The following is a 26,547-nucleotide window of genomic DNA, read 5'->3' on the forward strand; positions in this document are numbered from 1 at the left end:
AGAAATCGCCGGCCCCGGCGCGGTGGTTGCCTCGCCGGGGCCTGGGCATATGCAGAGCACGACGGGCTTTCAGCGTCGCATTACGCAGAACACGTAGCCGTAATACGCGGAGTACTGGCGGTAGTTGTCAATCTCCGCCTGGATTCCTGCAATCATGTCCAAGCGCTCGGCGTCGCCGGCGTGGCGCATACGGAGCATTTGCAGGCGGGCTTCGAGCGGGTTGTAGTACTCGTCCGTCCACGCCGACTCGGATAGGACGAAATGGTCCAGCACGGTGTACCCGCAGGCCTGCATTGCACGCACGTTCGCATCGATGTCGGCAATGACGGGGTACTCGCCTTCGATGAACCGGCGGCACTCCGGCGGAGCGCCCGGCCGCAGCCAGCAGAGTTCGGTCACCGCCAGGCAGCCGCCGTCGGCCAGCCACGCGCGGCACTTCGCCAAGCCTTCGCGGAAGCCCATGCAATAGAGCGCCCCCTCCGACCAGATCAGGTCGAAGGCGCCCGAGTCGAGCTCAACGGTGCGCATGTCGGCCAGCCGAGTCACGATCTTGCCCTGCACGCCGGCGGCCGCCGCGCGCCGCTGGAGGGCGTCGAGGTACGGTTGCTGGTTGTCGATGGCGAGGATGGGGCCGTCGAGGTGCCGGGCCAGCACGAGCGATTGAGCGCCCGTGCCGCAGCCGACGTCGAGGATCCTGGGCCACGTTTGCCCGGTGGGCGCCGCGCGGCGCGGGCTGGCCGCCAGGACGATGTTCAGCGCCCGCAGCGTGCAGGCGTCGGTGCCCGGACCCAGGCGCAGCAGAGAGGAGTTGAACATCTCGTAGAAAAACTGCATGCGTTCGTTTTCGTTCACTGGTGTCTGTCCTTTGGACGGGCACGCGCCGTGTCGGGCCGTGCGCCGCATTGTTGTATTCTGGCAAGTCGGGCTTACGACGCAGACTCTCGATGGGCGAAGCCACCGCACCGCGCGCAGATAAGCACAAGCCGTTCGTTTCGGCGTGGCCGGGCGGTCCGTGACTTCGATATCAGGCAGTTACCATCCAAAGCCCATCATATGTTCCGTCCGCGGACCGTCAATTGCGCGGCTATTCGCCGAAGCAAAACGCGAAAACGTCGGCGTCTTTGAGCACGAACCGCAACCGCACGGGCTGGCCGGCCAGCGCGGCAACGTTTTCGCCGCCCTTCCAGGTCACGACCCGTTCAAGCTCGTCGCCCCAGATCTCCTCCGCATCCGCGAGCGCATATCCGGGTAACGGCGTGCCGGCCGCGTCCTGTAGCTCGACGCGGACGCTGCCCACGGCGGATGTGGAGAAGTTGACCCGCAGCCGGCAGCCGGCGAAGACGAGTGGGTGGGTGATGAACTCGCCACCGGCATAGCCGGCGTGCATGGACGCGAAACCATCGAGGCGAACGGTGCCGCGGGCCAAGCGTGGAATTCGCGCGCGACCCTCGTTGTCCGTGCCGTAGTTCTCGGCCCAGTAAACAGACAACTCGGTCGGGCCGGTCTGCACGAGGCCCCAGGCCGGCGTGTTGTTGCCGTGGGCACCGCCCCAGCGGCCGGGGTCCAGGCCGGGACGGAGAAACGCCTCGAGGAGCGGCCGCTGCCAGTGGACGCCGTCGCGGCTGGACATGAAGACCGCGTCGGACAGGCCGTCGGTCTTGCGTGGCGGGTAGCCGACGGTGGCGCGCTGCGCGGGCGGCACGAAGCGCATGGGGAAGCCGAGCAGCAGGTGCGGGGCGCGCGGATATGGTGTGATCGCGTTGGTGTAGAAATGCTCGATGGGCGCGTCGCCGTAGTCGAGCAGTACCGGCGGGGTCCAGTGGACAAAGTCGGTCGAGGTGGCGCGGTTGATATTGCGCTTGCCGTCGCGCCCGATCCGGGCATAGCACACGTACGTGGCGCGGGCGGCGTCCCAGAAGGCGACGTTCTGCGAGTCGAAACTGCCGACGGTGAGAATCGGGTCGTCCTGCAAACGTCGCCAGTGAATGCCGTCCGACGAGACATAGGCGGCCAGGACGGGGCGGCGATCACTCTCGCCCGGGAGTTGGGCCACGTCGAGCGTGACGGCCTTCCAGCGCTGGTCGGGCGGCGCCGCGGGATTGGCGTCAAGGAAGGGTGTGAAGTTATGGGCCTGGCAGTAGGCCGGGTTGGGGCCGGTCCAGATGATGTTGTTGTCCTTGGATCCATTAGACTCGAACAGGCCGAGGGTGGGGCGTGTCCACTGGCGACCGTCCTCGCTGAAGGCCAGGCAGGCGTGTTCGCGGGTCTGCTCACCGCCGCCGCGGTAATACATGCGCCAGCGGGTGCCGTCGTGCAGGATGGCGACGTAGCCGCTTTCGGGGCCTTCCCAGGGGGCATCGAAGGTGAAGACGGTTTCCTGTCGGACGGGGCTGTGCAGGCGCAGCGCGGCGCCCTGCGTGTGGGCGATGAGCGCGGCATCGACGAAGAGCTCGAGCTGCGAGCCGATCGTGACGGGCTGCGTCGCGGGCACCTGCGCGCGGGTGGGCACCGCGAGCAGTATGAGCAGGAGGGGTTGGGCGATCACACGTGCGGTGCACATTGGCAGACCTCCATCCGGCGTCCGACGAATGCGTGCGAGCTACGAAGCGTCGATCGAGCATTGTGACATCGCAGTGGACCTCGTGCGACCTCGGCAGACAGCGTTGACCCGCTATGGCGCCGGCCGCGCTTGGAACGGTCACCGTCGCGCGGTACAGTGCCATGGTGTCCGCCGGGCACGTCATGTCACAAAGGAGATCACGTCATGTCGAACGTAGCAGGCGCGCGTTGGGTAGCGCGGCTCCAGGCAGGTTGTGGCATTGTGCTGGGTGTGTGCGTGTTCGCGCTGTGCGGATGCGAGGTCATCTGCGACGGAACCTACATCGTGGAAGCGAACTATGCGAACTCGGACACGGAGAACATCCGCATGTTCGTGTCCGGGAAGGAGACGTTCGACCTGTCGAACCGCGTGTCGCCGGAGGGCACGCGCCGCGCCCAGTACCAGGGCTTTTTCTTCGAGCCGATCGAGTGGTTCATCCTCACCTCCGATAATGCCGCGATCAATGACTGTGACGACGCAGTGCGGGAGGCGGCGAACAGTCCGCAGACCTGGATTTTCCAGGCGGGCCGCAATGGCGTGGTGCTGGCCACCCAGAACGTGACAATCAAGTACGAAGACATCGAGAATAATCATACATATTCGGTCGACGTCGCCTGGGACGGCACGACCCTGACCGTCACCAAGCGCTAGCCACGGCCAGCCGGGACAACTGAGCCGGTCGACAAGGGCACTGCAACAGCCACGAAGGCTGTTGCGCTTTGGGGGGTGCGGCGTGACCGCCGTCGTGATACGACATCTTGACGCGGTCCGGCGGAGTGACAGAATGATCCGCAGCCGCCTGTCCGGGGTACGTCGCCGCTTGCGGCGCGCGGCGCGCGGTGGGTGAATCCCGATCGTTTTGGCGATGGAGGAAGTCATGGAGCAGCGCCTGGTGCCGGCGTTCGCGACGGCTGCGTTGCTGTCCGCCGCGCTTTGGGGCTGCGCCGGGCCGAACGTGCCCGGGCTGCCCGACCCGTTCCGTCTGACGGAGCCCAAGCAATTCACGGCGCACCGCGTGTCGTCGAACAACCCGGACTGGAGCTCGAACGACGACAGCATGCGTCCGATCCCGGGCGAGACGACCGTGCTCGCCGACCTGGAAGGCCCCGGCATCGTTTCGCACATCTGGATCACCGTCGCCGACAACGAGTACGGCTGGCCGCGGCTGCTGCGCCTGCGCGTGTACTACGACGGCAGCGACACGCCCAGCGTCGATACACCGCTCGGCGATTTCTTCGCGGTCGGCAACGGCGTCGAGCACGAAGTCGAGTCGCTGATGGTGCGCAACAGCTCCGACGGCCGGGCGCGCAACTGCTACTGGCCAATGCCGTTTCGCAAATCGTGCAAGATCACGATCACGAACGAAGGCCGTCGCCGCGTGACGAACCTGTATTACCACGTCGATTGGCAGAAAGTGTCGTCCTTGCCGGCGAGCACGCCGTATTTCCACGCGCGCTACCGGCAGATGCTGCCGGCGCCGGCAGATGGACGGCCGTATGAGATCCTGAACGTCGCCGGGCGGGGCCACTATGTCGGCACGGTGCTGTCGGTTGTACAGTGCGAGGCCGGCTGGTTCGGCGAAGGCGACGAGTTCTTCTGGGTCGATGGAGCGGCGCGGCCGTCGATCGAGGGGACCGGCAGCGAGGACTATTTCAACGATGCCTGGGGCCTGCACGTGAACGACGGGCCGCACTACGGCGTGACGGTCGCCGAGGGGACGGACCTGGGTGCGCGGATGACCGCGTATCGCTGGCACCTGGTGGACCCAGTGCCATTTACGAGATCGCTGCGGTTCGAGATCGAGCACAAGGGCTGGACGTATCAGCCGAGTGGCGCGGTGAAGTCCGCGTTCGGCGAGCGGACCGATCTCATGTCGAGCGTCGCGTTTTGGTATCAGGAGGGCATCGCGCAGGATCAGCCGCCGGTGCCGTACGGTCCGGCCCGGCTGCCGCAGGGCAACGCCGAGCAGATCGAGGTGGAACGCGCGCTGGCGGAGTGCAAGTCTGAACAAGGCAAGGTTTCGATCCTGCCAGAGCTGTTCTGGGCGAAGGACGTGCTGTACTTCGAGGCCCAGGGGCCGGGTGCGCGACTCGCAGTTCCGTTCGACGTGCCCGCGGATGGCGAGTACGAGGTCTACACGGAGGTGGCGCAGGCGCCGAACTACGGGGTTTACACGGTGCTGCTGGACGGCCAGCCGCCCGCCGCGGCACAGCTCGAGCATGAACCGGGGGCGGACCTGCTGCCCCGGACGCACTTCGACGGGTATGCACCGGAGACGTACGTGGGGCTGGGCTTCCAGGTCGGCTGGCCGCACCTGACGCAGGGCCGGCACACGCTGACGTTCGAGTGCGTGGGCAAGCGCGAAGCTGCGGACGGCTTCAACCTCGGCGTGGATAACATCGTGCTGGCGCGCACCGGCGCGGCGGCGTGGGCGGCGGCGGCGAACATCCAGCCGCCGCGCATGCCGACCAGCAGCGTGGCGGAGATCGGGCAGGCTCTATCGGATCCTGACCCGGTCCTGCGTGGACTGGCGGCGATCGCCCTGCGCGACATGGGGCGCGCGGCGCTGCCCGCGCTGCCCGCCCTCATTGCAGCCCTGAAGGATGGCGACCAGAACGTGCGGCTGATGTCCGCGAATGCGATCGGCGCGATCGGCCAGGATGCGCGCGACGCCGTACCGGCGTTGATCGCGGCCGGCTCCGCGAAGGACGAGCACGTGCAGGTGCTGCGGTCGTACGCGACGGCCCTGGGCCGCATTGGCAAGCCGGCCGCCGTGCCGGCGATTCCGCTGCTCAAAGAGCTGGCGAAGATCCCGCGGGTGAAATGGGCGGCCGACGCGGCGCTGAAGAATCTTGAATAGCGGTGCCGGTGCTGATTCTCACGGCACGCAGCGCGCCATGAACACGCCGTGGCGCGGCACCGCGGCCTTGAGCTGGCCGCGGTCGACGGGCAGGTCCTGCTGCCGCCAGAGGTCGCGGACCTGCCGCGGGCGGGCAATGCCCAGCTCCTTCCAGCTCACGCCGATCTCCTGCGGCACTTCGGCGAGGTTGAACAGGCCGACCGCGACGGAGCCGTCCACCAGCGGCTTGGCCATGATCAGTCGCTCGTCGTCGCGCTGGACGACCCGGCCGGCGCGGCCGAGCGGATCCTGATCGACGGCGATGACCTCGGCGTTGCACAGCACGTTCACGGTGAACGGGTCGAGCTGCGTCGGGTCGCCGCTGAAGATTAGCGGGGCCGCCAGCAGGCACCACAGCGACATGTGCGTGTACTGCTCGTTGGGCGTCAGCGTCGTCGGGCGGCTGGAGCCGTCGCCGCCGATCATGCCGATCAGAATGTAGTCGGGGTCGTTCCAAGCGCCGGGCTTGGCCCAGTCATCGAGTTTCGTCGTGGCCAGGCCGACCAGGTAGATGCCGCGCGACAGCGCGCCGCCCTCGTTACCAAGGTCATCGGTCGTCCGCCAGCAATGGCCGCCCACCGCCGCGCCCCATTCCCACACGTTGGCCATGCCGTACTGGCAGAGGTTGTAGATCACGTCGCGGTCGAGCGTCTTCAGGATGTCGCCCATCTGCTGATACGGGGCCGTGAAGTACTCGCGCGGGCGACTCAGATCCCGCGGGCCGTACGAGCACCAGTCGTACTTGAGGAAGTCGAAGCCCCACGCGGCGAACTGCCGCGCGTCCTGCTCCTCGTGGCCGCCACTGCCGGTGTAGCCGGCGCAGGTGGTGGGGCCGGGCGACGTGTAGATGCCGGCCTTGAGGCCCAAGCTGTGGATGTAGTCGGTGAGGGCGCGCATGTCGGGAAACCGCGCGTTCGTGCGGATGTTGCCCGCGGCGTCGCGCGGTTCACCACCCAATTCGGGATTGGAGCTGCCTGGCAGCACGGCCCAGCAGTCGTCAATGTTCACGTATGAGTAGCCGAAGTCGGCCATCCCGCTCGAAATGAGCGCATCCGCCGCGGCGCGCATGGCCGCGTCGGTCACGTGGTCATAGTAGATGTACCAACTGTTCCAGCCCATCGGCGGCGTGAGCGCGAGCGTGTCGCCGACGACGAGCTGGAAGGCCCGCTCGGCGCGTCCGTGGGCGTTGACCGCGCGCAGTGTCAGTGCGTACTCGCCGCGCGCGGTCGGCGTCGTGCCGGTGATAATGCCGGTCGCGGCGTCCAGTTGCAGCGACGCCGGCAGGTTGTCCACGGCGAAAGTCATCGGGCGCTCGCCGGTGGCGGGAATCCGGTACAGAAACGGGCGGCCGGGACCCGCGCCGTAGGCGAGCGCGCTGTTGAGCTGCGGGGCCGGTCCGGGGCGTGGCGTGAGCACCACCGGCTCCTCGACCGGGACGGGGACCGGCTGGGGCGCTGCGCCACGGCAATGGAACGTGGCGTCGGCCCAATTCGCGTGGTCATAGTCGATGCCGTCGTCCGCGGCCTCCACCAGCAGGATGAGATGCCGGACGCCGGTCAGCGGGACATCGACCGGGCGCGCCGGCTGGCCGCCGCTGATGACGCCGCTGTCGAAGAGGCGGCGCTGGTCGCTGTAAACCTTGAAGCGCACGGAGCCCTTGCCGGCGGTCTCATCGTCGACGCCGACGTGGGCGGTGAAGCGTTCGACGCGGCCGTCGAGCGCGAGGTGCAGCACGGAGTGGGCGTGGGTGCCGACGCCGCGCTGGAACGTGCGGCCCGCGATAGTGAGCGGGCGTTCCTCCACGGAGCGGTCCACCTGCACGCGGCCCCAGCCCTGCTGAATCGACGTCACCAGCGGGAGGTCGCCAAGGGAGACGCGCTGCGGTGCGGCGCAACCGGCCACGACCAGCAGTAGCAGCGGAAACAGAAGCAGGCGCGCTCGCGCCGGCGCCATGAACCGGGCAGCACAGGTAGAGATCATCACATACTCCCTCGTTTGCGGGTCATTGCGTTCAGACTGATCACCCAGACGCTCGGTCGCGTGTTTGGCCGCCGAGCAGCCGCGATCTTAACACCACCGGGTTCGTGTGAACCAGTCCGCCGGGCGACGTTGCTCAACCGCCGGCCAGCAGGTTCACGAAGGGATTGATGTCACCGAAGTTGACCTGACCGTCCCCATCGATGTCGCCGTTGGCGGTCGGACAGCCGGGGAACAGCGCCTGGTACTGCGCCGGGTTGCTCAGGAGCAGAATGAACGGGTTGATGTCCGCGAAGCCGACGGTGCCGTCGCAGTTCAGATCGCCCGGCAGGTGCGCGATGACCTGCAGGTAGAAGTGCTCTTCGGCGTAGAACAGGTCGGCCGTGTCGCCGAACTTTCCGGCCACGGCGAAAACGAGGTCGTAGTAGTCGAGGGCGGCGCCGGGGCGAATCTCGAGCGCGTAGCTGAACGCGGCGGGGCCCGTCTCCCAGCGAAAGGAGACGGCGGGCTGCGTGTAGTACGGGGCGGACTCGCCCCACTCCGGCCAGTCGCAATCCGCGCCGTACGCCAGCGTGCCGCCGGTTTCGACGCCGGCGAAGCGGAGGCGCTTGAGCTGGATGGCGTACGTGTCGTTGGGGAGCAGCGCCGCGAGTTGGGCCGTCAGGGGGCGCGTCGTACCCGGGTAGCCCCGGAAGACCTTCAGCGGCCCGCGATCGGGTGCTCCAGTGGCACTCTCGTCGGGGTCGGCCACTATGTTCCAGTTGGCCACCTGGAGCACGTCGGACTGGAGCACGCCGTGGCAGCTCAGGCAATTGCCGCCCCAGGCTGGCTCAAAAGCCACGGCGGTCGCGGCCGTCAGCAGCGGGAGACACAACGCGGTCGCACAACTCAAGCGGTTCATAAGCGCACTTCCGTTCAGGCGTTCGGCGCGGGGGACGCCGGGGCAGCCGGCGCCGCCGGGCGCACTTCAGCCAAAACCAGTTCGACGACTTCGGGCACGCATTGCGCGACCTCGGCCGACAGCTCCAGGCCGCAAGCCACGTTCTGCGGCTGCACGCCGAAGATAACCACTTCTTCCGGGGCAGCGCCGAGGTGCCGCGTGGCCGCCAGGGCTTCGAGGAAACCCACCTCGTGCAGCGATACCCCACGCGCCGGGCACGGGGCGAGGTCCGCCGGCAGCAGGCGCGACACCGTCCCCGGCGGGTGGTGACCGGCGAACGCGTCGATGACGATCACCTTGCGCCGGCCGACGAGCGTGTCGACCAGGGTCAGGCCGGCGGTGGCCCCGTCGACCACCTCGACGCCAGGCGGCAGGCGAGTGCGTTCCAGCGCCTGCACCACGCGGACACCCACGCCCTCGTCGCGGAGCAGCAGGTTGCCCAGCCCGAGCACCAGTGTCGGGCAGGGCCGGGGCGCTCCGTCGGCCAGGTTGGGCGTGCGTCCAGTTAGCATATCAGTCCGTCGCGCGTGGTCGCAGCAAATGCACCGAGCAAGCCAGGCACGGATCGAACGAGTGGACGATCCGCAGAACCTCGACCGGCTGGTTCGCGTCCGCGACGGGCACGCCCACCAGGGCGGCTTCGAGCGGGCCGGGCTGGTCGAGGTGATCGCGCGGCGCGGCGTTCCAGTTGGTCGGGGTGACCACTTGGTAGCGGCTGATGACCGAGTTCTCGATGCTCAGCCAGTGGCCCAGCGCGCCGCGCGGCGCCTCCGTCAGGCCGGCGGACGTCGCCTGGGCCGGGATCGCACTCGGCGTGATGGTCGGTGCGCCGGGGACCAACTGGTCGAGCCAGTCGTCCATCGCGTCGGCGATCTTCTTCGTTTCCAGGGCGCGGGCCATGATCCGGTCCATGGCCGAGATGCCGTGGTTGTAGTCGTTGTTGATCCACATGCGCGCCAGCGGGCCCAGCTCGTAGGGTTGATTGGCATAGCGCGGGGCCTTCGACCACGAGTACGCGCCGGGCTTGTCGGCATCGGGCTCAGTGACGCCCTGGGCGGGATGCAGATTGCCGGACGCTGGCGTGTACCACGCGTAGGTCACCTGCTCGGCGATTTGCGCGGGATCGAGGGCTGCGGGCGCACCGCCCGTGTAGCGCCCGGGCGCAAAGAGCTTACTGCTCCCGCTGGCGTTCAGCTCGAACACGCCGAACGAGAGCAGGTTGCCCGGGCCCTGGCCGAGCTGGTAGTAGGCCGGGAACAGGCTGGCGAGCGTGTTCGCGTCCGCGAGGTACACGTTGTCGACGAACGCGCGGATCTCATCGAGCAGGCTGCGGAACTGCGCGACCTTCTCGGCCGTGACCTGCTCGGTGCAGCCGCCGACGACGAATGAGCCGATGCAGGGCAACTTGCCGCCGAATAGCGCGCCGGCCTGGTGCGCTTTCCGCCGGATGGCAAACGCGGCCAGGTAATGCTCGACGAGCGTGGCCGCGGTGGCGCCGGTGGCCATGTCGGGCGCGACGTAGCGCGGCATCCAGGGGGCCTGGTCGAGCAGGCCGATAGTATTGACGAAATCCAGGACCGAGAGGTGGTAGAAGTGCAGCAGGTGCGAATCAATGAAGTTCGCCCCAAGCACGAGGTTGCGCAGCAGGCGCCCGTTGTCCGGCGCGGTCACGCCGAACGCGCTGTCGAGCGCCAGGCACGCGGCGAGGCCGTGCGGCACGGGGCACACGCCGCAGATGCGCTGTGTATAGGGGGCGGCGTCACGCGGATCGCGCCCGAGGAGGATGATCTCGAAGCCGCGGAACATCGTGCCGGCGCAGCGGGCACTGACAACCTGGGGCTGGCCGCCAACGGTGTCGACGGTGACCTCGACGCCGAGATGGCCTTCGATACGCGTAACCGGGTCGATGTTGATGGTGGTTGGCATGGGCTAGGCACTCCTGCCCGGATCTGTCGTGCGCAGCACCCGGCGCCGGCGCTGTCCGCCGGCACGCGGCGGGGGCGGCGGGCTGGCTTCTTCCGTCTCACCGAGCTCTTCCTGGTGCCTGGGCGTCGGCGAGAAGACGTAGAATGGCGACATGCCATCGGGAAAATTCGGCTGCACGCAACCGAGGCAGGGGCTATGCGCGCCGACGCACCAGTTCACGCCGTACTGACCCGCCCCGCCGCTGTTCCATTTGCGCAGGGGGCAGTCGGAGTAGGTCTTCTTGCCCTTGCAGCCGAGGTGCTCCATGCAACCTTCCTCGCCGAGCTCCTGGGCGAAATGCGTGGTGCCGCAGAGCTTGTGCCGCTTGAAGCAGTTGTCGTGGATGCGCTTGCCGAAGTACTCGAGGGGGCGGCGGTGTGCGTCGAGGGGTGGCACGCGGCCGTTGGTCATGAGATACACCAGCGTGCCCACGAGCCAGTCCGGGTGCGCGGGGCAGCCGGGGATGTTGATCAGGCGCGGGTCGCTGCCGAGGAACTGCCCGACGCCCTTCGCCTGCGTGGGGTTCGGCGCCCCGGATGAAGCTCCGCCAAACGCGGCACATGAGCCCAGCGCGACGATGTAGGCGGCGTTGGCGGCAAAGGTCTGCACGCCCGCGGCCATCGTCATGCCCGGCCACAGCAGGCAGTACTTGCCGGCGGCGCCGGTCGGAATCGCGCCCTCGACGATGAGGATGTAGCCGGGCTGGGCGCCCGCGGCCTGGGCGGCCGAGACGGCCAGGTCGCCGGCCGCGGCCATCACATTGTTCTGGAACTGCACGTTCAGCGTGTTCGCCAGCAGATCGTTCGCGGTCGCGAAGTGGACGCTGTTCAGGAACGAGACCGCGCAGCCATCACACCCGGCCCCTTGCAGCCAGATGACACGCGGCGCGTCCCGCTGCGCGAGCGCCGCCGCCAGCTTCGCAAGGGCGGCGGGCGCGAGGCGGCCCGCGGCCACCGCGGCCGCGGCCAGCTTCAGAAAATCACGGCGACCGATCGTCATCGCTGCACCTCTCCACGCGGCAGCTCAACCAGGGGAATCGCGCTGCGCCGGTTCAACCAGTCCGGCGGCCGGCGCAGTTCCCAGGGCGGAATGCCAAAGAACGTCTCCGCCTCGCTCAGCAGCGCCCGGGCATACGCGGGGGCGTGTGCACCGGTCGAGCGATCGGCGACGACCATCTGGTAGTCAAACTGGGCCCGCCGGTACTGCTGCAGTTGACCCGGACCCAGCGCATCGGGATCGACGTACAGCGGATCGGCCGGATCGAAGCGGCGGGCGATGTCGCCGAGCCGGACGTCGAACTCCTCATGGAGCAGGTCGACCAGGAGCGTGGCCGTCGTCTCGGAGTGGCACGGCTCACATGCCCGCAGGTTGTGCCGGAACGTGTGGCCGCTGTTCATCGGCAGGCCCGGACCCGCGGCCGGCTCGAAATGCACGTGGCATTGGACGCACTCTAGGGGCACGCCCCACCAGTGCGTCGAGTACGGGCCCGTCAGCGGCGTGCCGTTGAGCCGATAGCCGCCGGTGGAGTGCAGCGTTTCGGCCTGCGGCTGCTGGGGCTCCTCGCCGGGCACCGCGCCGCCCATCGTGTGGCAGTCGGCGCACAACTGGTGCGGCGGCAGGCGTAGCTGCCCGACATTGGGGCTTCCGTGCGCCCGGTGACACGCTGCGCACTCGATGTCGTAGAACACCTCCCAGAGGGTGGGCTTTTCGCCCTCGGGCGCGAGGCGGTACTCGGTCGAGTGGCACTGGAGGCATTCGTCGGTGGTGCCCGGCTCCCACTGGATCAACTGGAGCGCCACGGAGTGCTTGGACTCGAGCCACTGCTCATGCTGCGGGTGGTGATTATCGCCGCACAGCCCGTGGCAGGACTGGTGGCACGCACCGCAACTGTCGGAGTCCAGGTTGACCTCGAGTGGAACATTGTTCGGGTCCGAGACGTGGTTGCTGCCCGGGCCGTGACAGTTTTCACACTGCACGTTCGCGAGGTGCGGCGTGGTGGCGAGGTCGATGAAGCCGCTGGCCTTGCCATAGCCGACCGCGTGGCACGGGAAGCACAGGTAATCGTCACCCGAACCGACCTCGAGCAACGTGTTGAAGGCCGTGGCGTGAATGGTCATGGCCCAGTCGGTGTGAATATCGGCGTGGCAGGCGAGGCAGGCATCCGCACCGACGTAGAGCGGCGGGCTGATCAACGGGCCCGTGAAGTTGTGCTGGAGGATCGTGAAGTCCGCGAGGTCCGCGTCGCCGTCACCGGTCAGGTCGGCGCGCCCGAAGTTCGCCGGCGTGCAGGCGGGCGGCACGGTGGCATCCGGCCCGCCGAAGCAGCTTATGAACAGCGTTACATCCGCCTCATCGACGTCGCAGTCGAGGTCAAGGCAGCCGAGCGAGCGGCCGAATGCATCGACGCCAGCGGGGGCGGGGACTTCCGGGCACGAGTCACAGGGATTGCCAAGCCCGTCGCCGTCGCTCTCGTCCTGGTGGGGGCTGTGCAGAGTCAGGCAGTTGTCGCAGGCGTCGCCGAAGCTGTCCTCGTCACCGTCGGCCTGACTGCTGTTGGCAGCCGTCGCGCAGTTGTCGCACACGTCGCCGATGCCGTCGCCGTCGGCGTCCGCCTGGTCGGGATTGTGGCGCGCGGGGCAGTTGTCGGCGCCGTCGAGGTGGCCGTCGCCGTCCCCGTCGCCGGGGTAGGAAATCAGCGGCCAGACGCGGGTAGCGGCCTGATGGACCAGGAAGGGGAATGTGGTGCTGGGGGGCTGCGCCCACGCGATGATCTTGATGTCCTGGGGGCTGGCCCAGCTATCCGCGTCGAAGGTGAAGTCCTGCTCAATCACCTGCGCTTGACCAGGCGCGAGCGTGACGGCCACCGTCGGCGCGGCCTGCTTGAACGTGTTGCGATGGTAAAGCTGCTCCGGCGGCCAGTGGTCGAGAACCTGGACCATGTAGAGGTGCATCGTCTTGGCGGTGCCGCCGGCCTCGATGCCGACCGTGGCGACAACCCGGTAGCTCTGGCCGCCGAGGTATATCGCGCCGAGCGTCAGCGTGACATCGGTGGGGATGGCGCGTTCGGGCAGGAAGTGATTGGTGCGGTAGATCGTGTATTCCTGATCGACATCCGGCACGGCGCCGACAGTGCGATCGCTGCCATCGAAGACGGTGGTGGGCGTGTACTCGCCATTGAACAGCGCGAAGCGCGCGTTGCCCCACTCCGTTTCGTAGCCGTCGAAGTGAACGTGGTACTGGATGTAGGCGAGCGAGTCTGGGTAGACGTCGCTGAGCATACTCAAGGCCGGGCCGGCGTAGGCGCAGCCGAAGCACCAGATGTTGGTGAACTCCTCGCAGAGGACGGTGCGGTCGGCGGCGCGGGCCGGGGGTATGGCGGACAGCCAACCGGCGGCCGTGAGGAACGTGAACACGACGAACGCGCGGCGGCGCGCGGGACTCGGCCGGCGTGAGAACATGCACTGCACCTCGGTCACGGCGCACGGTGTCCGGCGCACACCCAACTTCTTTCCGCGAGGATTGGGCGGCGCTCGGGGAGGTCCCCGGCGCGCTGGCACAAACCCATTACACTCGGGCCGCCGCAGACAAGTCAAGCAGATAATGTTATCTCGTTAAATTGCAGACAGTTATATATCAACCGCCGGAACCTCCGGTATCGGGTGGCTGGCACCAGCGGCGACGGGCGGCGACAATGGCCACGGGCGGCGCGCCGGGCGCGCGGCCCGGTCCTGTAAGGAGTGACACAATGCTGGCCCGAACCCGGCTGGTTGTGACGTTGGCGGGTGCCGTTCTGCTCGTGGGGGCGGCGGTGGGTTGCCGCGCTACGCCTGGCGCGCCACAGCCACAGGTGACTGCGGGCGCGGAGAAGCCGGAGATCGTCGAGGAGCGCTGGCCAAACGGCCAACTCCGGGTGCGCAGACAGGTGCTGACGCTGGCGGACGGGACGCAGGTGAACCACGGCGTCTACTTGACGTGGTACGACAACGGCCAGAAGGAATACGAAGGCGTTTTTGTGCGGGGCCAGAACGACGGCGTCGCCACGAGCTGGCATCGCAACGGCCAGAAGCGCATCGAAGAGCGTTACGCCCTCGGCAAGCGCCACGGCGCCCGGTACACCTGGGACGAGAACGGCACGCTCCGCAAGGAAGAGCACTTCGTCGACGACCAGCCCGACGGCGTCTGGACCACCTGGGACGCCAAGGGCCAGGTCAAAGCCCAGCAGCGCTTCGATCACGGCGTGCCGCAGTAGGAGCGGGGCGAACCGTAGCCTCGGGACGCAAACGGGATGTCACGCCGGCGCACACGGGTGGACAGCATACGACGGCGCGTGCAGAGTGGTCTGCGCCTGGTCAGCCGGCTGTGGGCCAATCCGGACCGCTTGCTGACGACCCTGGCCATTCTCGTAGGCCTGACGACCGGCGTGGGGGCGATGGGGTTTTCCGCCTTAATTGACTGGGTGCAGCGCATCTGCTTCGACTGGTGCGGCGGTGGCCTGGCGGCCCGCGGGGTCTACGAGTGGCTGTTGCCGCTGCTGCCGATGGGCGGGGCGCTCCTGGTCGGCCTGATCACATTCAAGTTTGCCCCGGAAGCGGAGGGCCACGGGGTACCCGAGGTCATGGACGCGATGGCGCGGCGTGGCGGGCGTATTCGCCCGCGGGTCGCCGGGGCCAAAGCGGTGGCGTCGGCGCTGACGATCGGCTCCGGCGGCTCGGCGGGCACGGAAGGTCCGATCATCCAGATTGGGGCGGCAATCGGCAGCGGTTTTGGCCAGTGGCTGCAAATGAGCTTGAATGATCTGCGAGTGCTGATCGGTTGCGGGGCGGCGGCCGGCATCGCGGCGATCTTCCACGCGCCCATCGCCGGGGTGCTGTTCGCGATTGAGGTCCTGCTGCGGGACGTTTCGCTCCGCAATTTCGTGCCGATCATCATCAGCGCGGTCATCAGCAGCACGGTCACGCAGGCGGTGCGCGGGCACAGCGATCCGATCTTCCCGGTGCCGCACGAGTTCTTCAGCGCCGAGCCCGTGTATCAGTTCACGGTCAGCGAGATTGGCAATTACGCCGTGCTTGGCCTGTTATGCGGTCTGGTCGCTGTTGCGTTTGTCCGGTTGCTGTACCTGTCGGAGGACCTGTTCCGCAAGGTTCCCGTGCACCGCGTGGTACGGCCGGTGCTCGGAGCACTGCTGCTCGGCTGGGTGGCGCTGGGCACCCAGCAGCTCACGGCTCGGCACCTGCCGGCGACGTCCGCCGCGGTGCCGCGCCCGGCCGTAATGGGCAACGGTTACCCGATCATTGCACAATCGCTGGAGCCCGGTGCGTATCCGCGGCCCGGCTCCGGCGCGCCCGGCTGGACGCTGAACGTGCTGCTGCTGTTGCTCGTCGGCAAGCTCGTGGCGACGGGGCTGACGCTGGGCAGCGGCGGGAGCGGCGGCGTGTTCGCCCCGAGCCTGTTCATTGGCGCGACCACCGGCGGCGCGTTCGGCCTGCTCCTGCAGATGACGGGCTGGTTTCCGGGGGCGAGCCCGGGGGCGTACGCGCTGGTCGGCATGGCGGCCGTGGTGGCATCGTCCATTCATGCACCGCTCACCGCCACATTGATGATCTTCGAGCTCACCCGCGACTACAAGGTCATTGTGCCGATCATGCTTGCCACGGTGGCCGGCCTGGCCGTCGCACAGAAGCTCGAGCCGGCCTCGATCTACACGCTCAAGCTGTTGCGCCGCGGCGTGCGTCTGGGGACGGCGGAAGCGCGGCTGCTGCAGCGGATTGCGGTGCGCGACGCGCCGCGCATACCGGCTCCCCAGGTCCGGGCCCACGATCCCGTGGACCGGCTGTTGGCATTGATGCGGACGACGGCCGCACAGGACTTCGTCGTGCTGGACGAGGAAGGACGTCTCGAAGGCATGGTGCTCGGTGACGACCTGCGGATCATGCTGCTCGAGGCGGAGGCGCTGCCCCTGCTGACCGTCTCGGACGTTATGCGCGCGGACCTGCCCACGGTGCAACTGGACGAAACCCTGGACCAGGTGCTGGCCAAGTTCGCCGGACAACCGATGCACGCGTTGCCGGTAGTCGACCCCGATCATCCGGGGCAGGTGCGCGAATTGATCACGCGCGGGGCGGTAATGAACCGTTACTACCAGAGCCTGAAACCGTCAGCGAGTGCATGACCGGCACGCGGCTTGCGCGCGGGACACCCTCCGCCACGGCCGCCGCCGTTGAGCGGAGCTGCATCGTGGCCTAAGATAGGACAAGGCACACGCTCCAGGAGGCCCCCCGTGGGCAGCGCGGCTGACAATGAGGCGATGAACCGCAGCATCCTCATCGCGTTGCGGCGGATCATCCGTGCGATCGATCTGCACTCGCACCGGCTGATGGATGAGCACGGCCTGACGGGTCCACAACTCGCCGCGCTGCATGAAATTGCGCGGGGCGGCGTCGTGTCGGCAAGCGAGGTGGCGCGCGCCATGCAGCTCAGCCAGCCCACCATGACGGGGATTCTCGACCGGCTGGAGCGGCGGAAGCTCATTACGCGGACCCGCAGCGGGACTGATCGCCGCACCGTGGACATCGGCATCACGGACGAGGGCCGGCGGCTGCTGGCGACCGCTCCGCCGCTGCTCCAAGAGCGCTTCTCGACCGCGCTGGCCCGCCTGCAACCGTGGGAACAGACGATGATCCTCGCGACGCTGCAGCGGATCGCGGCGATGATGGACGCCGAGGACCTGCCGGCGACGCCGCAACTGGTGACCGGCCCCGAGCAGCTGTGACCCTTCCCCCCGGTCGGCCGGAGGAATACGCGGGGGTGTAACGCCCGGCATCCCGGTCCTCCGCTGGCTGCCGCCCCGCACGGGAGCGATGCGGCGGAAGATTTTCGGACGTTCATCGCGTGCCGGCGTCGCTTGCGGTAGGCTGTTCGCCGGATCGGGCGCGGCCGGCGTCCAAGCGGGCGGCCGGGGCGCCCGATAGTATCAGGACCGGCCCGGGCGTGGCCGCGGCGCAACCGGAAGCACGCATGATCCGAGTCGAAGGATTGACGAAAGTCTTCCCGAATCCGGACGGGACGGAGAAGACCGCCGTCGATCACATCAGTTTCGCGGTGCAGCCCGGGGAGATCTATGGTCTGCTGGGGCCGAACGGCGCCGGCAAGACCACGACGCTGCGGATGATCAGCGGCCTGCTGCGGCCGACGGCGGGGCGGGTTTGGATCCGTGACGAGGAGGTCACCGGCCAGCCCGAGCGGGTGAAGCGGCACATCGGCTATCTGACCGCCAACACTGGCTTGTACGCCCGGCTGACGCCGCGCGAGATGCTGGAGTACTTCGCGACGCTGTACAACATCCCGCGCGGGGTGGCGGACCGGCGGATTGCGGAGCTGGTGGCGTGGCTGAACATGGGGGAGTATGTAAACCTGCGCTGCGGCGCGCTGTCCACGGGTCAGAAGCAGCGCACGAACATTGCCCGCGCGCTGATCGCCGATCCGCCGATCCTCGTGCTGGACGAGCCGACACTCGGTCTGGACGTGCTGAGCAACCGGCTGATCCTCGAGTTCATCCAGACGCAGGCGGACGCGGGCAAGGCGGTACTGCTGTCCACGCACGCGCTGGACGAGATCGACAAGATGTGCCGCCGGATGGGGCTGATCCACAACGGCCAGTTGATCGCCGAGGGCGAGCTCGACGTGTTGCGGCAGCGCACCGGGCAGCAGCGGCTGAGCGAGGTGTTCCTGCACCTGGTCGGCGCGCAGGAATCGGTGTTTGGCGCCGCGGCGCACGTGAAGACGTGACCAGGTAGCGAGGTAACAAGGTGACCCTGTGGGCCCGCGCGATGGGGTCTAGGGTGCGCTGCGAAACGGCCCTGTACCGGCGTGAACAATGATTCGTTTTTCCCGCATCAACACGATCTGGCGCAAGGAGCTGATCGACACGCTCCGTGATCGGCGCACGCTGATCGCGATGATCCTGGTGCCGATGGTGCTGTACCCGGCGATGATGCTGGGCTCGCTGCAGGGCTTCGAGCTGCAGGTCAGCCGGCTGAAGCAGGAGGAGTACAAGGTCGCGGTCACGTCCGAAGCGGCGCGGGCCTGGCTGCGGCAGTTGATCGACAGCGACCCGGCCCGCCGGCCGCTGGCCGAGAGCCGCCCGGCGGAGGAACTGGTCGCGATGGACAAGCGCGGGGAGCTGAAGGGCGAGCCGGAGACGCGCCCCGCGCCGCGCGACCAGTCCGCCGCCGAGGCCGCGCGGGCCGACGTCCGCGAGCAACCGCCGCCCTACGACATCCTCGTGGTTCCGCACCAGGCGGAGCTGGCGGCGCTGGTCGCAGCGGGCACGGTGCATGTGGCCGTGCTGGTGCCGGCCGAGCTGCCCAACCGGGAGAGTACCGGGTCGGCCACGTTCACGCTGATGCTGGACCAGACCGACATCCGCAGCCAGATCGCCACGTCCGGGTTGGAAGCGATCCTGCAGCGCGCCGGCGACTACCTGCTGGGACAGCGGCTGAAGCGGGCCAACCTCGAGCCGGCGTTCATCCGCCCGCTGGAAGTGCGGCAGGCGCCGATTGCGTCGCCCGAAAAAGTGGGCGGCTCGATACTCGGCCAGATCGTGCCACTGATCCTGGTCATCATGACGATCACCGGCGCGATCTACCCCGCGATCGACCTGACGGCCGGCGAACGCGAGCGCGGCACGCTCGAAACGCTGATGGTCGCGCCGGTGCCCACCGTCGACCTGATCGCCGGCAAGTTCGTCGTGGTGGCGCTGATCGCCATGCTCAGCGCCGCGCTGAACCTGCTGTCGATCGGCGGGACGATCTACCTCGGCGGGCTGGGCAAGCTGCTGAGCCAAGGCGGCACGGTCGTGATCCCGCTTGGCGCGCTGCCGTGGGTGCTGCTGGTGCTGATCCCGCTGGCGGTGATGTTCAGCGCCGCCCTGCTGGCGGTGTGCAGCTTCGCCCGAAGCTTCAAGGAAGCCCAGAACTACGTGATGCCGGTGATGGTTGCGGCCATGATCCCCGCCGTGGTGGGCATTCTCCCCGGCACGCGGCTGAGCGGCCCGCTGCTGATCATGCCGGTGACGAACATCGTCATTCTGACGCGCGACCTGTTCATGGGGCGGTTCGACGTGTTCGCGATTGTCTGGGTCACGCTCTCGACGACGCTGTACGCCGGGGCGGCGGTGGCGGTCGCAGCGAAGCTGTTTGGCCAGGAAGCCGTGCTGTTCGCGGACAGCGGCTCGATCAAGACGATCTTCAAGCGCCGGTTCTTTAAGCCCAGCACGCGGCCGACCACGTCCCAGGCCTTCCTGGTGCTCGCGGTCGTGTTCTCGGCCAACTTCTTCGCGCAGCAGCAACTGCTCACCGCGCCCGGCATCGCGGGCACGATGTGGTTCTGGATCGGGCTGGCCGCGATCATCGTCACGCTGTTTCTCGCGTTTCCGCTGGTCGCCGCGGCCTACATGCGCGTGCGGATCGCGCCGGCGTTCGCGTGGCACGCGCCGCCGCTGATGTCCCTGGTCGCGGCGCTGTGCTTCGGGCTGTCCACCTGGGTGCTGGCGCAGGCGTGGTTTGCGTTCCAGCAGACCTGGCTGACCATGCCGGTTGAGATGGAGCAGGCGTACGAACAGATGGTCGCACTGCTCGGCGACATGCACCCGCTCGTGATGATCGTATTCCTGGCGCTGATCCCGGCGATCTGCGAAGAGTGCCTCTTCCGCGGCTACGTGCTCAGCGGTCTGCGCGGCGGGCTCGGCCCCGTCACCGCTGTGCTGGTGGTGGGCGTGGCGTTCGGCATCAACCACCACAGCGTGCACCGCCTGATCGTGACGAGCGCCCTGGGCATCGTGTTCGGCCTGCTGGTGCTGCGCTACCGGTCCCTGTGGCCGGCGATCGTGGCCCACTTTCTGCACAACGCCATCTCGGGCCTGAGCGGGCGCGCGGATGCGCTCCAGCCGCTGCTTGACCGCCTGGGTTTCGCCGTGGGTGCGGATGGCATGCCGCCGCTACCGTGGGTCGTCGGGGCGGGCGTGCTGACGGCGATCGGCGTGGTGCTGTGTCTGTACGCACCTGCCCGGGAAATCGCACTGGAAAGCGCCGCCAGAACACGCCAAGATGAGGGCTTGGGCAGCCCGGAGCCGCGCTGACCTTACGATAGGCCCATGCGAATCACACGCCGCCTGCTGCAACTGGGTTTCCTCGTCCTGACGCTGGTCGGGGTGTTCGCCGTGGGCGGGCACGCCGAACGCTGGTGCCCGTTCGGGGGCGTCGAGGCGCTCTACACGTACGCGTCGGCGGGCAACCTGATCTGCTCGCTGGGCGTGTCGAACTTCTACGTGCTGGGCGGCCTGCTCGTGCTGACGCTGCTGATGCGGCGCGCGTTCTGCGGGTATGCCTGCCCAATCGGGACCATTTCCGAATGGCTGCAGGCGCTGGCACGGCGCTGCGGGCTGCGCGCGTGGCAGGTGCCTTATCACCTGGACCGCGGGCTGGCCCTGCTGAAGTACGTCGTGCTCGGCGTGATCGTGTACTTCACGTGGACGATCGGCGAGCTGGTCTTTCGCGGGTACGACCCGTGCTACGTCCTGATCAGCCGGCACGGGACGGACATCACCATGTGGGCCTATGTCGTGAGCGGAGCGCTCGTGCTGTTGTCGCTCGCGATCATCGTGCCGTTCTGCCGCTGGTTGTGCCCGCTGGCGGCGGTGTTCACGCCGTTCTCGCGGATCGGCCTGGCGCGCGTGCGGCGCAGCGGTGAGACGTGCATTGATTGCGGCCTGTGCCGGCGCGCGTGCCCGATGGCGATCCCCGTCGACAAGGTTGCGGAGGTGACGGCCGCGCGCTGCACCTCGTGCCTGGAATGCGTCGCTGCGTGCCCGAAGAGGGCCGGCGGGGCGCTCACCTGGGGGCCGCCGCGCTTTATCGGCGGGCATTGGCCGCAGGCTGTGGTCATCGGCGTGCTCCTGCTCTGTATCGGCGGGGCGGTCGCGGCGACTTACGCCTTCCCGCTGCCGTCGTTCATCGAGACCATCGGTGAGGCGCCGGCGCAGACGGCGTCGTTGCGGCTGCGCGTGCAGGGTGTGAATTGCCGACACAGCAGCGAGCAGTTCGTGGCCTACCTGCGCCGCGACGACGAGTACAGCGTCCGCGGCTACCTGCGGGTCGAGGCGTGGCCCCAGCCGGGGATGGCGGACGTGCGGCTCGTGTACGACCCGACGCGGACCAACGAGCAGGGCATCAAGCGCGCGATCACCGAGCCGTATTACGACCTGGCCGCGGGCGCGTGGACGTTTTCGGCGTACCGGATTGAAGGCTACGATCCGCTGGCAGAGCCATAGCGCGCGGCGCGCGGAGGGTTGCACACGTGCCCATTCCACGCGGGCCCGACCCACACGACCCGTTCCCGATCCCTGAGCACCCGCGGCTTGCGTACCTTAAGAACCACGTGACCCGGCCGAACATCATCGTCGGTGACTACACGTACTACGATGACCCAGCCGGAGTGGCCAACTTCGAAGCGAATGTCCTGTATCACTTCGACTTCATCGGCGATCGGTTGATCATCGGGAAATTCTGCGCGGTCGCGACCGGCGCGACGTTCATCATGAACGGCGGGAACCACGCGATCGCCGGCTTCTCGAGCTACCCGTTCTCGATCTTCGGCCACGGCTGGGAGGCGGACCTGCCGCCGGACTTCGCGTTTCCGAGCCGGGGCGACACGGTGGTCGGCAACGATGTGTGGCTGGGCTATGACTGCCTGGTCATGCCGGGCGTACGGATCGGCGACGGGGCGATCGTGGCGTCGCGCGCGGTGGTGACGCGGGACGTGCCGCCGTACCACATCGTCGGCGGCAACCCGGCGCGGACCATTCGCGCCCGCTTCGACGAGGCCACCATCGCCGCCTTGGAGGAGATTCGCTGGTGGGACTGGGACGCGGCCAAGATCACGCGCAATCTCGCGGCGATCTGCGGCACGGACCTCGCCCGTTTGCGGAACGCCGTGTGAGTGCGATCCACACTCCTTCCACTGCCCCCTCCCTGCAAGGGAGGGGAGTTCTGCCTGGCGCGCTCAGCTTTTCTTCACGACGGCTTTGGCCTGGATCCGATTCGGTTTCAGATCGACGACCTCGAGCCATTCCGCAAAGGGCTTTTCGGTCAGTAGCTCCGCCAGCGTCTGCGCCGACATCAGGGCCTTGATGCGGAACTGCCCCGCGCCCTTCGTGAAATCGCCCTCGACCGCGCGGATGCGCTCCGGCGCCAGCCCGGTCAGCGCCTTCTTCAGCTCGACGAAGGTCTTGAAGTCCAACCCCTCGACCTCGAGCTCGATGTCGCCACCGGCCGTGAGCTGCGTCGCCCACTGTTCCATCACGGCCTCGAACAGCTTGATCGCCAGCGCTGGCTCGCGCCGTTGCTCGGAGCGCGGAAACGTCGCCGCCACCAGCGCGGCCCGCGCCGCCTGCGGGCTGAACTCGTGCCGCGAACGCGCCCCGCGCCGTGTCACCGGCATCGACTCGCTCGTGAGCAGCCGCCCGCTGTCGGTGTAATACACCTTCGCCTGCACGTCGCAGTTGTAGAACGCTGCCGGCGTACCGTACAGATTCTCGATTCCCGCCCGGTCCGCATTCGCCGATCCGCGGATCAGGATGTGCGCCCCGGCGTCCTTCGCCAGCCGTGCGAGCTTCGTCGCGTTCCTCTCATCCTGTGCTTCCGCCGCCTCGCGCCGCCGGATGTCTTCGACGGCCTCGCGCGAAACCAGGTCGAACCCGGCTTTCACGAACATCTCCTCGATGCGGCTCTCGACGATCGAATGGGGCTCGTACTGCCCGTCGATGCGCTCGTCGATCCAGACCATGAGCTTGGGCCGGCCAAGCTGATCGAGCACGTTCTGCACTTCGCCCCACATTTCGGCCACGGCACTGGGCCGCACGGTCGCCTCGATCGTCACCGCCCACAGACCACCCGCGATCTCGCCTTCCTGCAGGATGCGGTAATCGCGGACGATGCCCGCGGCCCGGCTGTAAATCGTGTCGCGCACCAGCGCGAAGTTCTCGACCTGCGAGTAACCGGCGAGCTGCACGCCCGCCCCCTGCTCCAGCGCCTTGCGCAGCGCCTGCTTGAGCGCGTCGTCCCGGTTGTACCCCTCGGCGGTGACTTTGACCGTCTTGGCGTCGGCCGGCGGCGGCGCCGGATCGGCGGCGGGCGGCGGCGCGACGGGCTCCTGGGCCAGCAGGGGCGTGCCGCTCGCGAACAGCAGCGCGAGAATCACCGCTCTCATGGGGTCGTCCTTTCCGCGGGCGCGGCCGGCGCGCTGGCCGGCAGCTCCACCTCTTCCAGCTTCATGTTCCGCCGCACGATCTCCCACAAGCGTCGCAGCGGCAATTCGACGCGCACCTCCACGCTGCCGTTGCTGGTGGTCTCGGGTGCGCCGACGACGCGGGCCCCGCTGAGAAACAGCGCCACGTCGTCCTTCAGGTCCTGGTGATAGCCGAGGTACTCGGCCAGCGTGACAGGCGGCTGAATGACCAGCGCCGCGACCTGGCGGTTCAGTTGGTCGATGCCGTCGAGGCGGGCGGCAGCGGCCTGCGCGGCCGCGTCGGCGGGCTCGTCCGCCGCGGGCTCATAGCGGCCGACGGCGCTGAGCGAGGTGGCCGCCCAGGCCGGGGCGTTGAACTCGATCGGCTCGTAGCGGCCGCGCCCACCGGTCGCGCTGGGCGGCGCCGCCAGGCCCGTCGCGACCAGCTCGTCGCGCCCGGCCAGCAGCGTCATCTGCCGGAAGTCGGCGGCCGCGAAATCCTGGCCGCGATAGTGCTCCTGGTGGACGCGCGTCAGGATGCGCAGCAGCTCGCGCAGGTCGATGCGGACCTCGACGACCGCGACCTGGTCGGCCGCGAAATCCGCCTTGGCCCGGGCGGCCCGCTGCAGCTCGGCCTGCACCGCGGCGCGCACCTCCGGCGACGAGTCGAGGAACTCGCGCAGGCGGCGGGCGCTGGTGACCTTCAGGCGCCCGGCCTCGGCCAGCAGCGCGCCAAAGGCATCGGCGGTGGCGGCGGCCCGGGCCAGCTCCGCGCCCGCGGCGCTGACGTCCTCCCAGCCGCGGGTGGGGCCGGCGCGGGTGACCCGGTCTAGCGCCGCGCGGCCCGTGGCCCACAGGATCGGCCAGTCGCGCGCCGCGCGCTTGAGCTGCGCGGCATCGAGCTCGTCCGGAAAGGCCGCGGGGTATTCGGCGCGCAGGCGGAGCAGCTCCTCCAGCAGGTCGGCCGGCAGCGCGCGCACGTCGACCTCGCAGACCGCGTCGGAATAGTGGCGGGCATTGCCTTCCCGCGGACGGGTACGCCCCCACAGACGCAAAGCCCGATCGAGTTCGACATCGCGCAGCACCCGGTCGCCAAGCGTGACGCCCTGCGCAACCGGCAGCGCGCTGATGCGCTCCAGCAGCGCGGTGCGCGCCCGCGCGAGCGCGATCAGTTCCAGCTCGTTCTGCTGCTCCGCAGTGGGCGCGGCCGGCTGCGCCGCCGCCGGCCAGACGCTCAGCGCCACCAGCAACACAACGGCACCGCGCGCGGCGCGCGGCACGGCGTGTTTTTCAACCCGGGTCAGCGACACCATGTGCGGGCCGCCCTATTCAACGATCATCTCGCCGGGACTGACTTCCTGCACTTCGCCCTCGCGCTGCTCCTCATGGTAGCGCACCTCGCGGTGCTTGCGCTCGGAGCACGCGCTCAACACGCATACGAAGGCCAGCCCGCAAGCCAGCCATCCCAGTCGGCGATACCATGACGACATGATGGACTCCCTGCACGATCCCAACATCCCCCTTCCTTCCCAGGGAAGCGATAGGGGGAGCGGTGTTGATACCTAGTGCCGCGCCAGATGCGCCAGCGCTCCGTTGATAATTTCCCAGACCTGCATGCCAGGGACCGCGACCGTGACGCGCGCCGCGCTCGCGCTGATCTCGGTCTTCGTCACGAGCGCCGTCACCAGCACCGCGTCCACCAGGCCGCGGATACTTTCGTTCCGGGCCACGAAGTCGCGGACCGTCATGCCAGGCTCGATCTCCAGACCCGCGATCCGCTCCGCAAGCTTGCGCTTCGCGTCCAGCTCCGCGGCCCGCGCGGCCTTCAACCGGCCCTGCGGCGTATCCAGCGCCGGGTCTGTGCCCTCGCCGGTCGCCTCGAGTGGCCCCATCGTCCAATCCGGCAGCGGGACCGCGGCCGACTCGTTGTATCGGCGGAGGTACGGCGGCGGCGGGATGCCTTCGCCGGTCGCCTCGAACTCGCGCTTCACGGCCGACCTGACGACGTCCTCGATGTCGTGGCCCTTGACGTCATCGCCCTTGTAGTAGCGGCTGTGCAGTTCCTTGACCGTCGCGATGACCTGCTCGGTGGGCACGCGCATCGTGACCTCGGCGATCAGCTCATCGTGGTGCAGATAGGAGCGAACCTCCTCGGCCCCCTTGAGGAACGCGTCCATCTGCGCGGTGATTTCGTCGCTTTCGGCGATGAAGTCGCGCACCTGCGTGCGCGCCGTGAGGCGCAGCCCCTTGATGCGCTCGGCGAGCTTCCGCAGTGCGTCGACCCGCGCCGCCCGCAGCGCCATCAGCCGCGCCTGCGGTCCGACCCGCTCCCAGACGGACGGAACAGGCGGCTGGGCCGCCGATGACGCGGGCTCCGGCCCCAGCGCGTCCATGACGCCCAGCGGTAGGTCCGGCGGCAGATCCGGCCGCGGCACCCCAGTGCCAATGACCCGGATGACGTTTTTCTCGATCCGGCGGGTGATCGACTCGAAGTCGGCCGTCTTGAGGTCGTCGCCCTTGTAGTAACGATCGTGTGCGGACCGCAGCGTCTCGACCACCTTGGCCACGGTCACCTCGGCCGGCACCTCGCAGGTGCCGTCTTCGAAGTAGGTCGGGTCACCCAGGCGAATGCCCTTGATGAACGAATCAACCTCGCTGCGGATATCATCCGACTCGGTGGCGAAATCGCGCACATAGGTGCGTTCGTTGATCTGCAGTCCATACACAATCTCGGCCAGCTTGCGGTATGCATCCGCGGTGGCCGCCCGCTTCGACAGGAGTCGGGCCTGCTCCAGCGACGCGTCCTGGGCCGGAGCGAGCTGCATCCCCCCGAACAGGGCGATTCCGAACACGATCCAGTGCGGCTTGCACATCGCGTCATCCTCT

The 26,547-nt window shown here is 68.3% G+C and carries 21 protein-coding genes; 9 read left to right on the top strand and 12 right to left on the bottom strand.

Features of this window, described 5'->3' with window-relative positions:
• Window positions 1–69 precede the first annotated feature (69 nt).
• Window positions 70–852 carry a methyltransferase domain-containing protein gene (locus tag KA383_02760; GenBank protein MBP7745025.1) on the bottom strand — a complete coding sequence of 261 codons (783 nt, stop codon included), beginning with the start codon at window positions 850–852 and terminating at the stop codon, window positions 70–72.
• Window positions 853–1,084: 232 nt separating this feature from the next.
• Complete coding sequence (locus KA383_02765; protein ID MBP7745026.1) at window positions 1,085–2,560, bottom strand: hypothetical protein; 1,476 nt, start codon at window positions 2,558–2,560, stop codon at window positions 1,085–1,087.
• A 204-nt stretch (window positions 2,561–2,764) separates the two neighbouring features.
• Here KA383_02765 and KA383_02770 point away from each other — a divergent pair, with 204 nt between their 5' ends.
• Both KA383_02770 and KA383_02775 read left to right on the top strand, forming a co-directional pair.
• Window positions 2,765–3,250: a hypothetical protein gene (locus tag KA383_02770; protein MBP7745027.1), complete on the top strand. Its 486-nt coding sequence runs from the start codon at window positions 2,765–2,767 to the stop codon at window positions 3,248–3,250.
• A 226-nt stretch (window positions 3,251–3,476) separates the two neighbouring features.
• On the top strand, window positions 3,477–5,459 hold the full coding sequence (locus tag KA383_02775) for a DUF2961 domain-containing protein (GenBank protein MBP7745028.1): 1,983 nt from the start codon (window positions 3,477–3,479) through the stop codon (window positions 5,457–5,459).
• Between the two features lie 18 nt (window positions 5,460–5,477).
• On the opposite strand, the gene KA383_02780 is transcribed toward KA383_02775, so the two are convergent.
• The 6 genes from KA383_02780 to KA383_02805 all read right to left on the bottom strand — a co-directional run bounded on the left by KA383_02780 (window position 5,478) and on the right by KA383_02805 (window position 13,838).
• Entirely contained in the window at window positions 5,478–7,478 is a 2,001-nt protein-coding gene (locus tag KA383_02780) for an NPCBM/NEW2 domain-containing protein (protein MBP7745029.1), read from the bottom strand.
• Between the two features lie 133 nt (window positions 7,479–7,611).
• Window positions 7,612–8,376 carry a hypothetical protein gene (locus tag KA383_02785; GenBank protein ID MBP7745030.1) on the bottom strand — a complete coding sequence of 255 codons (765 nt, stop codon included), beginning with the start codon at window positions 8,374–8,376 and terminating at the stop codon, window positions 7,612–7,614.
• Between the two features lie 14 nt (window positions 8,377–8,390).
• Entirely contained in the window at window positions 8,391–8,927 is a 537-nt protein-coding gene (locus KA383_02790; protein ID MBP7745031.1) for a hydrogenase maturation protease, read from the bottom strand.
• 1 nt (window position 8,928) lies between these two features.
• Complete coding sequence (locus tag KA383_02795; GenBank protein ID MBP7745032.1) at window positions 8,929–10,341, bottom strand: nickel-dependent hydrogenase large subunit; 1,413 nt, start codon at window positions 10,339–10,341, stop codon at window positions 8,929–8,931.
• Window positions 10,342–10,344: 3 nt separating this feature from the next.
• The gene (locus tag KA383_02800; GenBank protein MBP7745033.1) at window positions 10,345–11,379 is read right to left on the bottom strand and encodes a hydrogenase small subunit; all 1,035 of its coding nucleotides are present in this window, start codon (window positions 11,377–11,379) and stop codon (window positions 10,345–10,347) included.
• Entirely contained in the window at window positions 11,376–13,838 is a 2,463-nt protein-coding gene (locus KA383_02805; GenBank protein MBP7745034.1) for a thrombospondin type 3 repeat-containing protein, read from the bottom strand. Before KA383_02805 ends, KA383_02800 begins: the two co-directional genes overlap by 4 nt.
• Window positions 13,839–14,125: 287 nt before the next feature.
• Here KA383_02805 and KA383_02810 point away from each other — a divergent pair, with 287 nt between their 5' ends.
• From KA383_02810 to KA383_02840, 7 genes are all read left to right on the top strand, one after another.
• Window positions 14,126–14,629 (top strand): toxin-antitoxin system YwqK family antitoxin, encoded by a 504-nt coding sequence (locus KA383_02810; protein ID MBP7745035.1) that lies wholly within the window; start codon window positions 14,126–14,128, stop codon window positions 14,627–14,629.
• Window positions 14,630–14,686: 57 nt separating this feature from the next.
• The gene (locus KA383_02815; GenBank protein MBP7745036.1) at window positions 14,687–16,549 is read left to right on the top strand and encodes a chloride channel protein; all 1,863 of its coding nucleotides are present in this window, start codon (window positions 14,687–14,689) and stop codon (window positions 16,547–16,549) included.
• A gap of 135 nt (window positions 16,550–16,684) precedes the next feature.
• A complete protein-coding gene (locus tag KA383_02820) occupies window positions 16,685–17,149 on the top strand; it encodes a MarR family transcriptional regulator (protein ID MBP7745037.1) in 465 nt (154 codons plus the stop codon).
• 245 nt (window positions 17,150–17,394) lie between these two features.
• A complete protein-coding gene (locus KA383_02825; protein MBP7745038.1) occupies window positions 17,395–18,165 on the top strand; it encodes an ABC transporter ATP-binding protein in 771 nt (256 codons plus the stop codon).
• Window positions 18,166–18,253: 88 nt separating this feature from the next.
• Window positions 18,254–20,515: a CPBP family intramembrane metalloprotease gene (locus tag KA383_02830; protein MBP7745039.1), complete on the top strand. Its 2,262-nt coding sequence runs from the start codon at window positions 18,254–18,256 to the stop codon at window positions 20,513–20,515.
• Between the two features lie 15 nt (window positions 20,516–20,530).
• Window positions 20,531–21,706, top strand: coding sequence for a 4Fe-4S binding protein (locus KA383_02835; GenBank protein ID MBP7745040.1), 1,176 nt, complete (start codon window positions 20,531–20,533; stop codon window positions 21,704–21,706).
• Between the two features lie 26 nt (window positions 21,707–21,732).
• On the top strand, window positions 21,733–22,374 hold the full coding sequence (locus KA383_02840; protein ID MBP7745041.1) for a CatB-related O-acetyltransferase: 642 nt from the start codon (window positions 21,733–21,735) through the stop codon (window positions 22,372–22,374).
• A gap of 63 nt (window positions 22,375–22,437) precedes the next feature.
• Here KA383_02840 and KA383_02845 read toward each other — a convergent pair whose 3' ends face one another.
• The 4 genes from KA383_02845 to KA383_02860 form a co-directional block, all read right to left on the bottom strand.
• Entirely contained in the window at window positions 22,438–23,643 is a 1,206-nt protein-coding gene (locus KA383_02845) for a hypothetical protein (GenBank protein MBP7745042.1), read from the bottom strand.
• A complete protein-coding gene (locus KA383_02850) occupies window positions 23,640–24,974 on the bottom strand; it encodes a hypothetical protein (protein ID MBP7745043.1) in 1,335 nt (444 codons plus the stop codon). The genes KA383_02845 and KA383_02850 overlap by 4 nt, the downstream gene beginning before the upstream one ends.
• A gap of 12 nt (window positions 24,975–24,986) precedes the next feature.
• Window positions 24,987–25,151 (bottom strand): hypothetical protein, encoded by a 165-nt coding sequence (locus KA383_02855; protein ID MBP7745044.1) that lies wholly within the window; start codon window positions 25,149–25,151, stop codon window positions 24,987–24,989.
• A gap of 72 nt (window positions 25,152–25,223) precedes the next feature.
• Window positions 25,224–26,534 (bottom strand): LPP20 family lipoprotein, encoded by a 1,311-nt coding sequence (locus KA383_02860; protein MBP7745045.1) that lies wholly within the window; start codon window positions 26,532–26,534, stop codon window positions 25,224–25,226.
• Between the last annotated feature and the right edge of the window lie 13 nt (window positions 26,535–26,547).

The sequence above is a fragment of the Phycisphaerae bacterium genome (genome assembly GCA_017999985.1).
Taxonomy (GTDB): domain Bacteria; phylum Planctomycetota; class Phycisphaerae; order UBA1845; family Fen-1342; genus JAGNKU01.

Excerpts from the sequence above, each read along its gene's own strand:
- KA383_02765 (MBP7745026.1), bottom strand. The coding sequence starts at position 2,560 with ATGTGCACCGCACGTGTGATCGCCCAACCCCTCCTGCTCATACTGCTC.
- KA383_02770 (MBP7745027.1), top strand. The coding sequence starts at position 2,765 with ATGTCGAACGTAGCAGGCGCGCGTTGGGTAGCGCGGCTCCAGGCAGGT.
- KA383_02775 (MBP7745028.1), top strand. The coding sequence starts at position 3,477 with ATGGAGCAGCGCCTGGTGCCGGCGTTCGCGACGGCTGCGTTGCTGTCC.
- KA383_02780 (MBP7745029.1), bottom strand. The coding sequence starts at position 7,478 with ATGATCTCTACCTGTGCTGCCCGGTTCATGGCGCCGGCGCGAGCGCGC.
- KA383_02785 (MBP7745030.1), bottom strand. The coding sequence starts at position 8,376 with ATGAACCGCTTGAGTTGTGCGACCGCGTTGTGTCTCCCGCTGCTGACG.
- KA383_02790 (MBP7745031.1), bottom strand. The coding sequence starts at position 8,927 with ATGCTAACTGGACGCACGCCCAACCTGGCCGACGGAGCGCCCCGGCCC.
- KA383_02795 (MBP7745032.1), bottom strand. The coding sequence starts at position 10,341 with ATGCCAACCACCATCAACATCGACCCGGTTACGCGTATCGAAGGCCAT.
- KA383_02800 (MBP7745033.1), bottom strand. The coding sequence starts at position 11,379 with ATGACGATCGGTCGCCGTGATTTTCTGAAGCTGGCCGCGGCCGCGGTG.
- KA383_02805 (MBP7745034.1), bottom strand. The coding sequence starts at position 13,838 with ATGTTCTCACGCCGGCCGAGTCCCGCGCGCCGCCGCGCGTTCGTCGTG.
- KA383_02810 (MBP7745035.1), top strand. The coding sequence starts at position 14,126 with ATGCTGGCCCGAACCCGGCTGGTTGTGACGTTGGCGGGTGCCGTTCTG.
- KA383_02820 (MBP7745037.1), top strand. The coding sequence starts at position 16,685 with ATGAACCGCAGCATCCTCATCGCGTTGCGGCGGATCATCCGTGCGATC.
- KA383_02825 (MBP7745038.1), top strand. The coding sequence starts at position 17,395 with ATGATCCGAGTCGAAGGATTGACGAAAGTCTTCCCGAATCCGGACGGG.
- KA383_02830 (MBP7745039.1), top strand. The coding sequence starts at position 18,254 with ATGATTCGTTTTTCCCGCATCAACACGATCTGGCGCAAGGAGCTGATC.
- KA383_02835 (MBP7745040.1), top strand. The coding sequence starts at position 20,531 with ATGCGAATCACACGCCGCCTGCTGCAACTGGGTTTCCTCGTCCTGACG.
- KA383_02845 (MBP7745042.1), bottom strand. The coding sequence starts at position 23,643 with ATGAGAGCGGTGATTCTCGCGCTGCTGTTCGCGAGCGGCACGCCCCTG.
- KA383_02850 (MBP7745043.1), bottom strand. The coding sequence starts at position 24,974 with ATGGTGTCGCTGACCCGGGTTGAAAAACACGCCGTGCCGCGCGCCGCG.
- KA383_02855 (MBP7745044.1), bottom strand. The coding sequence starts at position 25,151 with ATGTCGTCATGGTATCGCCGACTGGGATGGCTGGCTTGCGGGCTGGCC.
- KA383_02860 (MBP7745045.1), bottom strand. The coding sequence starts at position 26,534 with ATGTGCAAGCCGCACTGGATCGTGTTCGGAATCGCCCTGTTCGGGGGG.